The 12,656-nt window shown below is 71.8% G+C and carries 15 protein-coding genes and 1 pseudogene; 10 read left to right on the top strand and 6 right to left on the bottom strand.

From position 1 onward, the window contains the following. The first annotated feature begins 198 nt into the window (after positions 1–198). Together AB5J54_RS19395 and AB5J54_RS19390 are read left to right on the top strand one after the other, a co-directional pair. Positions 199–732 (top strand): GNAT family N-acetyltransferase, encoded by a 534-nt coding sequence (locus tag AB5J54_RS19395; protein WP_369145169.1) that lies wholly within the window; start codon positions 199–201, stop codon positions 730–732. Then, the gene (locus AB5J54_RS19390) at positions 729–1,451 is read left to right on the top strand and encodes a maleylpyruvate isomerase family mycothiol-dependent enzyme (protein ID WP_369145168.1); all 723 of its coding nucleotides are present in this window, start codon (positions 729–731) and stop codon (positions 1,449–1,451) included. Before AB5J54_RS19395 ends, AB5J54_RS19390 begins: the two co-directional genes overlap by 4 nt. Positions 1,452–1,473: 22 nt before the next feature. On the opposite strand, the gene AB5J54_RS19385 is transcribed toward AB5J54_RS19390, so the two are convergent. Together AB5J54_RS19385 and AB5J54_RS19380 are read right to left on the bottom strand one after the other, a co-directional pair. Then, entirely contained in the window at positions 1,474–2,034 is a 561-nt protein-coding gene (locus AB5J54_RS19385; protein ID WP_369145167.1) for a hypothetical protein, read from the bottom strand. Positions 2,035–2,192: 158 nt separating this feature from the next. Then, positions 2,193–2,438, bottom strand: a pseudogene (locus AB5J54_RS19380) (response regulator transcription factor); the annotation flags it as partial. Between AB5J54_RS19380 and AB5J54_RS19375 the strand changes: the two are divergent. The 5 genes from AB5J54_RS19375 to AB5J54_RS19355 all read left to right on the top strand — a co-directional run bounded on the left by AB5J54_RS19375 (position 2,430) and on the right by AB5J54_RS19355 (position 5,124). Continuing rightward, the gene (locus AB5J54_RS19375) at positions 2,430–2,783 is read left to right on the top strand and encodes an MMPL family transporter (protein WP_369149396.1); all 354 of its coding nucleotides are present in this window, start codon (positions 2,430–2,432) and stop codon (positions 2,781–2,783) included. The pseudogene AB5J54_RS19380 and the gene AB5J54_RS19375 sit on opposite strands and share 9 nt — an antisense overlap. A 130-nt stretch (positions 2,784–2,913) precedes the next feature. Next, positions 2,914–3,570: a DUF998 domain-containing protein gene (locus AB5J54_RS19370; RefSeq protein ID WP_369145166.1), complete on the top strand. Its 657-nt coding sequence runs from the start codon at positions 2,914–2,916 to the stop codon at positions 3,568–3,570. A gap of 66 nt (positions 3,571–3,636) precedes the next feature. Then, positions 3,637–3,849 (top strand): DUF4287 domain-containing protein, encoded by a 213-nt coding sequence (locus tag AB5J54_RS19365; RefSeq protein WP_369145165.1) that lies wholly within the window; start codon positions 3,637–3,639, stop codon positions 3,847–3,849. Between the two features lie 107 nt (positions 3,850–3,956). Further along, positions 3,957–4,589 (top strand): hypothetical protein, encoded by a 633-nt coding sequence (locus AB5J54_RS19360; protein WP_369145164.1) that lies wholly within the window; start codon positions 3,957–3,959, stop codon positions 4,587–4,589. Between the two features lie 94 nt (positions 4,590–4,683). Beyond that, positions 4,684–5,124 carry a hypothetical protein gene (locus AB5J54_RS19355; protein WP_369145163.1) on the top strand — a complete coding sequence of 147 codons (441 nt, stop codon included), beginning with the start codon at positions 4,684–4,686 and terminating at the stop codon, positions 5,122–5,124. 55 nt (positions 5,125–5,179) lie between these two features. Here the strand turns inward: AB5J54_RS19355 and AB5J54_RS19350 are convergent, their stop codons facing one another. Further along, entirely contained in the window at positions 5,180–5,461 is a 282-nt protein-coding gene (locus AB5J54_RS19350; protein ID WP_369145162.1) for a hypothetical protein, read from the bottom strand. A gap of 222 nt (positions 5,462–5,683) precedes the next feature. Between AB5J54_RS19350 and AB5J54_RS19345 the strand changes: the two genes are divergently transcribed. From AB5J54_RS19345 to AB5J54_RS19335, 3 genes are all read left to right on the top strand, one after another. After that, positions 5,684–7,075 (top strand): DHA2 family efflux MFS transporter permease subunit, encoded by a 1,392-nt coding sequence (locus AB5J54_RS19345; protein ID WP_369145161.1) that lies wholly within the window; start codon positions 5,684–5,686, stop codon positions 7,073–7,075. 69 nt (positions 7,076–7,144) lie between these two features. Then, entirely contained in the window at positions 7,145–8,038 is an 894-nt protein-coding gene (locus AB5J54_RS19340) for an alpha/beta fold hydrolase (RefSeq protein WP_369145160.1), read from the top strand. 71 nt (positions 8,039–8,109) lie between these two features. Further along, on the top strand, positions 8,110–9,675 hold the full coding sequence (locus AB5J54_RS19335; RefSeq protein ID WP_369145159.1) for an AMP-binding protein: 1,566 nt from the start codon (positions 8,110–8,112) through the stop codon (positions 9,673–9,675). 41 nt (positions 9,676–9,716) lie between these two features. On the opposite strand, the gene AB5J54_RS19330 is transcribed toward AB5J54_RS19335, so the two are convergent. The 3 genes from AB5J54_RS19330 to AB5J54_RS19320 form a co-directional block, all read right to left on the bottom strand. After that, a complete protein-coding gene (locus AB5J54_RS19330; RefSeq protein ID WP_369145158.1) occupies positions 9,717–10,445 on the bottom strand; it encodes a DUF6585 family protein in 729 nt (242 codons plus the stop codon). A 121-nt stretch (positions 10,446–10,566) separates the two neighbouring features. Further along, positions 10,567–11,673 carry an esterase/lipase family protein gene (locus AB5J54_RS19325; protein ID WP_369145157.1) on the bottom strand — a complete coding sequence of 369 codons (1,107 nt, stop codon included), beginning with the start codon at positions 11,671–11,673 and terminating at the stop codon, positions 10,567–10,569. Positions 11,674–11,829: 156 nt separating this feature from the next. Beyond that, positions 11,830–12,618 (bottom strand): PLAT/LH2 domain-containing protein, encoded by a 789-nt coding sequence (locus AB5J54_RS19320; RefSeq protein ID WP_369145156.1) that lies wholly within the window; start codon positions 12,616–12,618, stop codon positions 11,830–11,832. Positions 12,619–12,656: the final 38 nt, after the last annotated feature.

The following is a 12,656-nucleotide window of genomic DNA, read 5'->3' as shown; positions in this document are numbered from 1 at the left end:
GAACCTACCGCACGCCCCGCGGGGCCGACCGGCGGAGAAGTGCGGCTCCCGCCCGGCGATCTTTTTGCGGGGGGACTGCAACCGGGACCGCTTCGGCCCGCGTGTCGATGATCTGAGTAGCGCGACGCCGGAAGTCGTTGTCCGTAGGGCCGTCACGGGGGTTCGAGCCGTTCGGCCGAGAGGATCTGGAGCCGTTCCATGCCGGATGAGATCACCCTTCGTCCCGTCACCGCCGACGATCTCGACGTGTACGAGCGGGAGTTCAGCGGGCCGGAGGGCTGGGGCGCCCATCAGTGGTTCGGTTTCCAGTCGACGGCCGACCTGCGTCGCCGCTTCGCCGAGAACGGCCTGCTCGGTTCCGACGGCGGTCTGCTCTCCGTCGCCGAGGGCGGCCGTACGGTGGGCCGGGTGAAGTGGTTCCCCGGCACCTGGGGGCCCGCGGACCTGACCAACTGGAGCCTGGCGATCGGCCTGGTGCCCTCCGCCCGCGGCCGGGGCATAGGCACCCGCGCCCAGGAACTCCTGGTGGAGTACCTCTTCGAGCACACCAGGGCCGATCGGATCCAGGCGTGGACGGAACGGGACAACGTCGCCGAGCGGCGCGCCCTCGACAAGGCGGGCTTCGTCGAGGAGGGCGTGCTGCGGTCCGCGGCCTGGCGCGGCGGGCAGTGGAACGACCTGGTGATCTACTCCGTGCTGCGCGCGGAGCGGACCGGGGGGACGGCGAAGTGAGCGCGGGACGGCGGACGGACGGAGGGCGACGCGGCGGGGACCACGACCAGGTCCTCGAAGCCTTCCGGCGGGAGTGCGAGGCCCTCGGCGGCGCCGTGGCCGCACTGTCGGAGGCCGAGTGGGACCTCCCGACGCGCTGCACCCCCTGGACCGTACGCGACCTGCTCGGGCACGTGTGCGTGGTCATCGACTGGCTTCCCGCCATGCTGGACGCGCCGGCACCCGGCGAGGCGGAGATCTCCGCGGTGGAGTACTACCGCCCGGACGACCGTTTCTCGCCCGGGACCAACGGCAAGCGGATCGCCCTGGCCCAGGGCCGTGCGGCGGGGCCGGCCGACGGCGCCGCCTTCGCCGGGGACTTCGCCGCGACGTGGCGGCGAGCCGACCGGCTGTGCCGGGCCCAGCCCGGCGGCCGGACCGTGCGGACACGCCACGGCGACGCCATGCTCCTGTCGGAGTTCCTCCTCACCCGCGTCGTGGAGGTCGCCGTCCACGGCCTCGACCTGGCCGACGCCCTCGGACGCGAAGCCTGGCTCACCCCGGAGGCCGGTGACGCCGTGACGGAGCTGCTCCTCGGCGCGGAGCACGCCCCGGCGGCCGAAGAGCTGGAGTGGAGCCGCCCCCGCTTCCTGCGCAAGGCCACCGGCCGAGACCCACTGACCGAGGCGGAGGCCGCGCGGGTCGAACAACTCGGCATCCACTGGCTCGCCCTGGGCTGACCTGGCCGCTGGGAAGGGTGGGTCAGGGCCGGAGGAGGCCGGCTGCCTCGCGGGCGGCGTCGATGGCTCCGGCGCGGGCGGCCTGCCGGTCGTCGTCGCTGCGAGCGTAGGCGAGGGAGATCACCATGTTGCTGCGGCGGAAGACGACCTGTGCGGTGATGTTCTTGCCGGGGGTGGGCGGCCGGAAGCGGAGGAAGGCCTCGTCGCCGAGGCCGATCAGGTCTTCCTGGGTGTCCTTCTCCCAGCCCGGTCCGCCGTCGGCGCGCTCCTCGCGCAGGTCGTTCCGGGCCAGTTCGACGTTGAGGCGGCTGGCGAAGAGATGGACGTTGGCCCGGTACTTACCCTTCTCGCGCGGGGCGGACCAGGTGCAGGACGCCGCGTCCTCCCGTCCGCCGTACGCCTCGGGCACGAGCCGGTGGATCGTCCCGGGGGTGACGAGCCGGCAGAGCTCCGGATCGGCGCTGAAGTCGCCGTCCTGCGCGCGGTCCCACCACCGCCAGGCTCCGAAGGCGGCGAAGGCCATGACGATCAGTGCGATCAGCGCGATGACGGCGCGACGCGAGGGTTCGGCGGGAGTGGTCACCGCGGCAGCATAGGTGTCCCGGCCCCGGAGGGACGCCGGGATTCCACGGGTACGAGACCATGCGCACGGTGATGGGCGGACCGCGTTCATGACCGCGGCCCGCGCCGGTCCGTCCTCCCGGTGAGCCCGGGGTCGGACGGTGGCGGCGGCCCGGGGGGTCAGGAGGTGTGCGGGACGACCAGGCCGGATTCATAGGCGAGGACCACGAGTTGGGCCCGGTCGCGGGCGTGGAGTTTCGTCATGGCCCGGTTGATGTGGGTTTTCGCGGTCATCGGGCTGATCACCATGCGGTCGGCGATCTCGTCGTTGGACAGGCCCCGCGCGACGAGGGCGACGGCCTCGCGTTCGCGGCCGGTCAGCTCTTCGAGCCCCGCCCCGGCACCGGTGCCGAGCGGCTGGGACACCAGGTCTTCCTGATCTCGCGGGTCCGTGAGGAGTACGAGCGGACCGGCGACACCCGCACGGCCGTCGCGACGGGGCTGGCGCGGACCGCCAAGGTGATCACGGCCGCGGCCGCCATCATGATCGCGGTCTTCACCACCTCGCTGCTCGGCCCCGATGTCGCCGTCAAGCAGGGAGGCCTGGGCATGGCCGTCGCCGTACTGATCGACGCCACCGTCGTCCGGTTGGTCTTCGTCCCCGCGGTGATGGAACTGTGCGGCAGGGCCAACTGGTGGATGCCCGGCCGCCGGACACCGAAGACGACCTCGACCGCACCGACCGCGGGCAGGGAAGAGGCCAGGGTCTGACCCTCTGCCCCACCGGGCGGCGCGTGCGAGCGGGGCCGACGTGTGACCCAGGGCACATCGACGGGTCGATGAGTCTTCTCCTCGTCGTCGGTCATATGAGCGACAACACCGAAGCGAGGAAGGCCCTGCCATGACCGACATGCTCACCGCGCCCCACCAGGTCCGTTCCGCTGCGCCCGCGCCGCGCTCGGCGGTACGGCGGATCGCGGCCGGCGCTGTGGTGGCCGGTCCGCTGTTCCTGGCGGTCGGACTCGCCCAGGGTTTCACCCGGGACGGCTTCGACTTCACCCGGAACGCGATCAGCCAGCTCGCCCTCGGCGAGGCGGGCTGGATCCAGACGGCGAGCTTCCTGCTCACGGGTGCGCTGCTGCTCGTCGGCGCGACCGGGCTGCGGCGGGCGCTGCGCGGTGGCCCCGGCGGGACGTGGGGTCCGGCCCTCGTCGGTGTCTTCGGCGTCTCCTTCTGGGGTGCGGCGGCCTTCCCGGCCGATGCCGGTGCGGGCTTTCCCGTCGGGGCGCCCGAGGCGACCGTGATGAGCGGGCACGGCGCCGCCCACATGTTCGGCGGGATGATCGGCTACCTGGCCCTGTGTGCCGCGTTCCTCGTCCTGGCCCGCCCGCTCGCCGCCCGGGGCCTGCGGGGCTGGGCCGTCGCGTCCCGCGTCGTGCCGGTGGCCGTCCTCGCCGGGTTCATGGCCTCGGCCGCCTCGGTCCTGGCGTTCACCGCCGGCGCGGGCCTCGGCCTGCTGTGGCTGAGCGCGGTGACGGCCCGCCTGGCCGACCGCTAGCCGACCGCCGTTCCCTCGGGCATCATCGAAACGACCAAGATCATCACGATACGAAACGGGGCAATCATGACCGATGCTGTGAAGGGTCCTGCCAGCTACTTCCCGTCCATCGAGAAGAAGTACGGCCGCCCGATCGCCGAATGGAAGGACCTCATCCGCTCCTCGCCGCTGACCAAGCACATGGAGCTGGTCAACTGGCTCAAGTCCGAGCACGGCCTCGGCCACGGCCACGCCAACGCCCTCGTCGCCCACACCCTCGCCGAGGCAGGGCGTTCATAGGCGCAAGCAGGCGATGCGCGCACCGCACCGAAGGAACGGCCGCTCGGCACGCCGGAAGTGCGGAAAACGCGAGGAACCGTGATGACGGGCCGTGGCACAGTCACCGGATGTCCAACGACGTTGCCTATCCCGTCTTCCGTACCCCCGATCCGGTACTCGCCCTGCGCACCGCGCGCCGTCTCATGGAGTTCGGCCGCTGCGCGTACTCCGATGTCTCCGCGTACGCGGAGCTGTCCTCGGTCGCCGAGGTGCGGCGGGTGGCGAAGGTCATGCCCGAGGGATTGTTCCGCGGAGCGTCCGAGCTGGAGGAGTTCGACGGAGTGCCGTCCGAGGACCAGCCCGCTCTGGTCGTCGGAGTCCGGGCGGCCGGCCTGCCGGCCGAGGCGGCTGCGTTCGAGGGGCGGCTGCCGGTGGAGTGGGAGGTGTGGGGCCTGCCGGTCGGCAGCATCGAGGACGCCCTCACCGCGACGATCGGCCAGAACGTGGGCCTGATCAACTGGCGGTCGCTGCAATGGCCGAGCGTGCCCGAGGCGGGATTGCCCGGCGAGTCCAACCACGCCGAGGTGACACTCCTCTTCAACACCCACACCCGCGAGCTGGACGAGCCCGCCGACGACCACACCGTCCTCGTCCACGTCCTCAGCGCCGACATCGACGGTCGCCAGAGAAGGGAGCCGGACGCCCACTGGCTCGCCGCGCGGGTGGGACTCACGGTCATCGGACCCGCGCAACGGAGCTGAGGGCGGCCCGTCGTCCCTCGGCCGTGGCCGACGGGCGGATCGGCGCTCCCTTATTCGCTTGCCGCCGACCCGTGGTGTGCGGTGGTATCCCGGCATGAGCAGGATCGCCCAGGTCATCGTGTTGGCCACCTACGCGGACGAGGTCATGGAGCCGCTCACCCGCCCCGACGCATCACGCAGTTGGAGGGGCGTGTTCACGCCGCTCAACCTGTTCGTCGGTGGCTGGGTCATCGAGTTCTACCGGCAGTGGACGCGCTCGGGTCTGCTGAAGCACCTGGAATCACTTCCGTGGCCCGATCCCCGGCAGGTACAAGTGCTGATCCATGACGAGGAGGACGACTGCTTCGGTCTGTGGATGATGTACGACGGCGCGCTGGTCGAGGTGCCGCTCCCGCAGGTCCAGCGATTCCACGCCCCGGCACCGCCGACCGCCGAACATTCGCCGAGCCCGGGATTTCTCTGGCGGACGGACGGAGCGTTCGACGTGCCGGCACGCCTCTCGACCGAGCGCCAGGATCCGCGACCGGCCTGGTAGCGCACTCGCCCGAGCCGCCGTGTCGTCTCACGGCCGGCGTCCGGGCGTGCGGTCGTCAGCGTTCCACCACGTGCACGACCTCCTTGACGATCGCCCCGGCACCGGACACGAAGTGGTAGATGGCTCCGCCCGTCAGGATCAGGGCGCCGAAGAGGATCCACCCGCCCGGCCCACTCATCACCTCGAGGTCCGAAACACCCGACGCAGGGTTCTCGGTCGGCGCACGCAGCATGTCCCTGGCGATGTGCATCGCGCCGACCGCGGCATGGGCGGTTCCGGCGAGCGCCATGCCGATGACACCGATGCCGAACCATTCCGCCCGCCCGATCTCGTCCATCGTTCTCGCCTCCTGGGCGGTGAGGTGACCTCACCTTCACCTCCGATCCTCGGTGCGGCGCGCACGGACCGACAGAGGCCGGAAGGGGTAGGCCAGGGGGCCGTTGGACCCCATCGACCGAGGGACCGAGAGGACGGCGAGGGCCGTCGGGGCGGGCGGCCCGTGACGGCATCGGTCTTCTGATCGTTGTCGGGGCGCATCCGTGTCGACCGAGGGGGCCACATGCCCAGGGAACGTCTTGATCCCGCCCTGCTCAGGCTGTGCGGCGTTCTCGCTGTGGGTGCCTTCGCTCCGCTGCTCGACAGCACCATCGTCTCCGTCGCGGTCGACGCCCTCGCCGACGACCTCGGTGTCCCGACGACGACCGTGCAGTGGGTGAGTACCGCCTACCTGCTGGCGTTCGCGATGGTCATGCCGGTGAGCGGCTGGGCCGGTGACCGGCTCGGGACGCGGCGGGTCTGGCTGGGCGCGCTGGCCCTGTTCTCCGTCGGCTCGCTGCTGTGCGCCTGCGCCTGGAGCGCCGGCTCGCTGATCGTGTTCCGAACGGTGCAGGGGGCCGGCGGTGGGCTGATGATGCCGGTCCTGCAGACCATCGTCATCCGCGCCTGCGGCGGCCGACAGGTCGGGCGGCTCATCGCGGTCGTCTCGTTGCCGGCTCTCCTCGGCCCGGTCCTGGGGCCGGTGTTCGGCGGGCTGCTGCTCGGGCATCTCGACTGGCGCTGGATCTTCTACGTCAATCTGCCCGTCTGCGCGCTCGCGCTGTTCCTCGCCTGGCGGGGCGTGCCCAGGGATCGTCGGCAGCGTGCCTCCCGCCTCGATGTCGTGGGGCTGGTGCTGGTCTGTCCGGGCCTGACCGCGCTCGTGTACGGGCTCTCGCAGTGCGGCGGCCAGGACGGTGCGGCAGGAGGGCGGGTACTCCTGCCGATGGCGGCCGGGGTGGTCCTGGTCGCCGCGTTCGTCGGACGGAGCCTGCGGAGCGGCGCGCCCCTCATCGACATGCGTCTGTTTCGGCTGCGCTCCTTCGCCGCGACGTCGGTGCTGATGTTCGTCGGCGGTTCGACCATGTACGGCGGGATGTTCCTGCTGCCCCTGTACTGCCAGCTCGTACTCGACAAGGGCGTCGTCGCCACCGGTCTCCTGCTCGTTCCGCAGGGCATCGGCGCGCTGGCGGCGCGGGTGGCCGGCGTGCTCACCGACAGGATCGGGCCGCGTCCGGTCGTGGTGACCGGCCTGCTGCTGAGCGCGGTCGCGACGTGGCCCTTCGCCGGCTCGGTGGGTGAGGGCTCGGTCATCGCTGTCGCACTGTTCTTCCGTGGTCTCGGTACGAGCGCCGTCAACCTCGCCGTCACGGTCGGTGCCTATCAGGGACTGGACGACTCCCAGGTCGCGGACGCCAGCACCACGACGCGCATCCTCCAGCAGCTCGGCGGCTCCTTCGGCATCGCCGCCCTCGCCGTCCTGCTCCAGCGCGGCGGCCACACGGCCACGGCCTTCGCCCACGCCTTCGGCCTGACGGCCGCCCTCACCCTCTGCGCCGTCATCGCGGCAGCCCTGCTGCCCGGCCACCGAGCCGCGGCCTCAGCACCTCTGGCGACGGCGGAAGGACGGTCCTGACGGCCCTCAGGACCGGTCAGATGATCACCCATCGCGTGACTTATGCCCGCGCGTCCCTGTTGACCCGGCATGAACATTGAGAGGATCCGTCACCTCACCTTCGACGGCTTCGGCTACCGGTGCCGGATCGTCGAGAACGCCGCTCCCGCCACCGAGCCCGTCGTCGTACTCGGCGGCGCTTTCCAGGACATGTACGCCTACCAGCGGCTCGAAGCGCGCTGGGGGGCGTCCGCGACCGTCATCAGCGTGGACCTGCCGGGATCGGGTGCGGCCGACGTGCTGCCCGCCTCGTACGGCTTCGACTTCCTCACCGGCGCGCTGGCGGACCTGCTGGACCGGCTGGGCCTGGGACGGGTGAACCTCTTCGGGGCCTCCTACGCCATGCCGATCGCCTACGGTCTCGCCCAGGAGCATCCCGAGCGCGTCGCCCGCCTGGCCCTGGTGGGCGCCGCTCCCGTCTACCCGCCGGACCAACGCGCCGCGCTGCGGACGATGGCCGACGCCCTGGAGTCCGGTGACGCCGGCGCCTACGCCCGTATGAGCATCGCGGCCCTGCTGTCCCCCGGCGAGCGGGACGTCCACAAGCGCACGGTCGTCACCCGCGTCCTCGCCCGCACGATGGGGTCGGTCACGCGGGCCGACATCCCCCGGCATCTGGCCTCCACCTACCGTGTCATCGACTGGCAGGGGCTACGTCCCGGCGGTGTCCGGGACGTTCCGGCGCTGGTCTTCACCGGTGAACACGACAGCCTCACCCACCCCGACCTCGGGCGCGAGGTCGCCGCCACCATCGCCGGAAGCGTCTTCACCCTGATCCGGGGCGCCGACCACATCTGTCATCTCGAACGACCGTTGGAGATGTCCGAGTTGCTGGATCGCTTCTTCACCGATCAGCCCCTCGACGACCTGCCGTACCTCACGCCCCTCGAACGCCATGTCAGGCCGGCCGCCCTGGTCCCGTGACGGCTCCCCGGCGCCCCACGACCAGCAGTCCGCCACCGCACACCTCTCGCCCCACCTCCCAAGGGACACCGATGTCCGACCTCCGGCCCGAGACGGCCGTGACGCCCGAGTCCGCCGACCAGGGCTTCGTCACCTACGCGGAATCCATCCTCCACACCCTGGCCCGCCATCCCGCCCTGCCCGTGATCATCTGCCCCGACCGCCGGCGGATCACCGCGGGCGAGCTGCGCGACAGCATCCACCGGCTCGCCCGAGAGCTGATCGCGCGCGGCGTCCGGCCCGGGCAGACCGTCTCCCTGCTCACCGGCAACACCCCTCAGGCGCTCGTCGCGCGCTACGCGGCCAACCTGGCCGGTGCGCGCGTGACACCCCTGTACGACGGGCTGAACCCGGACGCCCTGGCGCACCTGGTGGACGTCGCCGACACCGAGCTGCTGCTGGCCGACCCGACCCGGTACGCGGACCTGGACCGGCTGAAGCCGCTTCTCCACGTGCCGATGCTGGCGACCCTGGGCCCGCACCCGCACGCCGACGACATCTGCGCGGCGGCGGCCGGGCAGCCGCCGGCGCCCGTCGCCGTGCCCGTCGGCGCCGATGACGACTGGTGCATCCGCCACACCGGCGGCACCACGACCGGGCTGCCGAAAAGCCTGCAGATGAAGCACGGCCCGTACCGCCGCACCCTGGCCGACCTGTCTTCCCCCACGGACACCCCGCTCCGCTACCTGGCATGCACGCCGCTCACCCACATCGCGGGTCTCTGGGCGGACCTGGCGCTCCTGCAGGGCGGATCCGTCGTCCTGCAGCCCGCCTTCGAACCCGGCGAGGCCCTCGCGGCGATCGAGCGCGAGCGGATCACCCGGCTGTTCCTCCAGCCGCCCCTCCTGCACCAGCTCCTCGACCATCCCGCGCTGCCCGCCACGGACACGTCCAGCGTCCGGCGGGTCACCTATGGCGGCAGCCCCGCGTCGACGGCCAGGCTGCGGCAGGCCGAAAGCGTCTTCGGCAAGGTGCTGCAGAGCTGGTACGGGCAGAACGAGACGCTCGGGCTCACCGAAGTCCTGCCCGAGGAACACGACCGCGTCGGCCGGCACGGGCAGATCACCGTCGGCCGCGCCATGCCCGGCGTCGAACTCCGCATCGTCGACCCGGACGGCCGTGCTCTCCCGACCGGCAGCGAAGGCGAGATCCACGCCCGCGCGCACAGCGCCATGAGCGGCTACTGGAAGCAGCCCGAGCTGACCGCCCGCGTGCTGCACGACGGCTGGGTGCGCACCGGCGACATCGGCTACCTCGACGACGACGGCTACCTCTTCCTCGCCGACCGGGGCCACGACACGATCACCGTCGACGGCACCCGGGTCTACCCCAGCGAGATCGAGGAGGTGCTGACGGCCCACCCCGCCGTCGCCCAGTGCGCCGTCTTCGGCATGCGCCATGACGACGAGTTCGAGCGCGTCCACGCCGCCATCGTGCCCGCCCGCGGTCACCGCGCCGACATCGACGAGCTGCGCGACTTCGTCGCCGCCCGTAGGAGCGCTCTCCATGTCCCGCACACGTTCCACATCTTGAAGGCCATCCCGCTCAGCGGCATCGGCAAGCCCGACAAGCACGCACTCCGCCGGGCACTCTCCTGAACGGCAGACCCGCGGCCGCTCAGGCCCCCGGCCTAAGCTCCTCAGGACTCGTGCTGCCGCCGCAGCGCGTCGGCGAGGGTCAGGAAGACGGGCAGGTTGGGGAAGCCGGGAGCCGCAAGCGTCATCCACGGCTTGCGGTCGCCGTGACGGCGGATCTCCACGCGGCCCTGCTTCACATCGACCCGTTCCACCTCCCGCCAGCCGATGCGGTTGCTGCCCTGCCCGATGCCGGAGATGTTGATGTCGACCACGCCGAAGTCGATCCGTTCACCGGCTTCCAGCCGGGCAGCGTCCCGCGGCACCCGTGCGCGGCTGAACGCGTCGCCGAGGCCCTCGGCGAACGGGACCATCCCGCTGAACTCGTCCCCCACCACGATCGCGGCACCTTGCTCGGACGTGATGGTCAGCCGGTGCGTGGTGGCGCTGGTGACCCCGTTGGTCACCTTGATGTCCTGCCGGGTGACAGAGGCGATCTCGTCCCAGGTGTATGCCCGCGTCTCCCCGCGGTCGATGTGCCAGAGGGCACCGTGCTCGTACCAGGCCACCCAGACCTGGGGCGGCCGGGGACGGAACAGCCAGGCGAAGAGGAAGAACCCGACGAACCCCAGCGGGATCGCCGCGAGAACGAGCAGCGGAAGCGAGTAGTACCAGGCGCCCTGCTCCCGCTGGTCCTCGATCGCGTACGACAGGGCCAGCCACCCCAGGAACGCGCCGAGCACGCCCACGGGCAGCACACCACCCCACGGGAAGCGCTTCGGCTCGTTCTGCACCAGCCCCTTGCGGGCCCCCAGCCCGTGCTCCTGCGCTGCGACACGTAACGCGTCCGGGACCCGTGCGGCACTACGTTTCGAGGACACCCAAGACTCCCCCACCCGGAAACCAGGGCCCCCATTATGGAGTTGCGGCGTTCGCGTGCGGTAGAGCCGGTCCGGACGGAAGGCGTGCACGAGCGGGTGGAGCGCGCTGCTTGGCACGGCAGCCCGGTGAGCTCCTCGGTGGGCGGGCATCGTCCGAGGCCCGCCCACCGGTGGTCAGTCGGTCGCGACGATCTCGTTCACGATCCATGCGCCGAGTTCTTCGGTGATGGTGGTGTGTCCTTCGTTGCGGTTGGCGCAGCGGAAGGTGTCGAGCCAGCCGGTGCCCGGGGTGATCGGTGTCCCGCAGAGTGCCGCCGTCGGACCTCACCGCGGTCGTGTCGGCCTTGATGCCGTTGCCGGTGCCGGTGTCCACGCCGTTGGCGACGCCGATCGTGCGGAGGGTACGAGGCCAGCCGCCGACCTCGTCGAGCGCCTCGAGGAAGGCCACCCGTTCCGACGCCTGCGCCGGGGTGTCGCCGACCTTGCCGATGTGCCATCGTGCCATCTGCTTGGCGGCCGGGCTGTTGAGCAGCCCGGAGAGCTGGCGCAGGGCCTGCCCGAGGTCGGGGTCGTCACCCCAGTGGTCCGTCGCGAAGTGGGTGAACGCCTGGAGGGCGACGGGGAACCACGCGCCCCCGTGGGGGGTGTCGTAGGAGAGGTAGAGGGACGTCTCGTGGTCGGGGAGCGAGGGGTCGTTCTCCATCTTGGCCAGCGCGTAGCGGGTGACCAGGCCGCCCATGCTGAATCCGCCCACGACCAGCTTCGCCCGGCCGATGCGCTCGTTGACGGCCCGGCGGATGCAGTCGACGGCGGTGTCCGCGTTGGCCGTGATCGAGGCCGTACGGTCGTCGTAGCCCAGGATGATCACGTCCCGGCCGGCCGCGTGGAGTTCGGAGATGAAGCGGAAGTTTCCGTTCTCCTCCAGGCCGTTCCAGAGCTGGTCGAGGCTGCTCGATCCGCCGGAGAAGCCGTCGGAGAGGATGACGGGCCGGACGAGCTGCCTGCGGTTCAGCGGGCTGTAGTAGACCCAGGCCGTTCCGCCGGCGAGGGGCCATGTGTCATGCGGCTCCGGCGCGGAGGGGATCGAGGAGCGGGTACCGGGGGCGACCGGGCCCCAGACGTCGACGACGGGTGCGGACATGTTCAGCACAACTCCTGTGCGGTCCTCGAAACCGCCTCACTCGAAGGGAGTACCCCCCGCAGGTCTCGGCAGCGACAAAGCCCCAGCTCTCTGACCTGGGGCAGCCGATCCGGGCGGAAAGGCCGCCCTCTTCAGCGGGCAGGGGCGTGCCGTCGCTCACTGCCCGGCGGGCGCGAGTGTGCCGTTCGGGCTGTACTGCGTGAACCGGGGTGCGGCGTCCTCGGGGACGGGATCGCTTCCGGTGATCCAGAGGCGGGACGCGCTTTCGGCGGGGTGCCACAGCGCTGCGTACCCGTCAGGTCCGGTGACGCGTACGTCCGCCTCGACGGCCCAGGCGTCGGTGCCGTCCTTCCACAGCTGGAGGGAGGCCGGGCGACCGAAGCCCGCGGGCACGCCCACGACGTACGTGTCCCGGCTGCCTGCCTCGAAGTCGTTGTGGTCGGGCGTGTCCAGTGCGGTCCACGGGGACGTGCGGCCCGACTCGTCGGTGAGCCGTGCCTGGACGTCGCTGTCCGTCCCCGCCCCCGCGGCGTTCGCCGTTGCCACGGTCACCTCGTAGGCGGCCGGGCCCGTCCGCGTCGGCTGGGGGACAGCCTGGTCGGGAGAGGTGGGGCCCGGCGGAGGTGTCGCGGCGCTGCGTCCGGTCGCGGCGGTCAGCACGGCGCCGACCGCGAGACCGCCCACGGCGGAGGCCGCGAGCGCGGCGACGACCCAGGTGCCGCGCCGGGGTCTGCCACGCGGTGCCCGGCGTGAGGCCGGGGCGGGCGGCAGCGGTGTGCCCGGGGCAGCGTCGATCCGAGCGAGCGGACGGGTGTCCGCGACATCCCCATCGGCACGCCACGGTTCCGCCTCCGCCGGGCCGGGCGCGATGTGCGGGAGGAGCTCGGTGGCCTCCGGATCCCACCACGGGTCCTGCTCGCCGGCCGCACGGCCGTCCCATGTCACCGCTCTGTCCCCCTGTCCTCCGCCTGTACGGACCGCCG

Source organism: Streptomyces sp. R44, from assembly GCF_041053105.1.
Lineage (GTDB): Bacteria > Actinomycetota > Actinomycetes > Streptomycetales > Streptomycetaceae > Streptomyces.
This window is presented reverse-complemented; position numbering and strand designations above follow the sequence as displayed.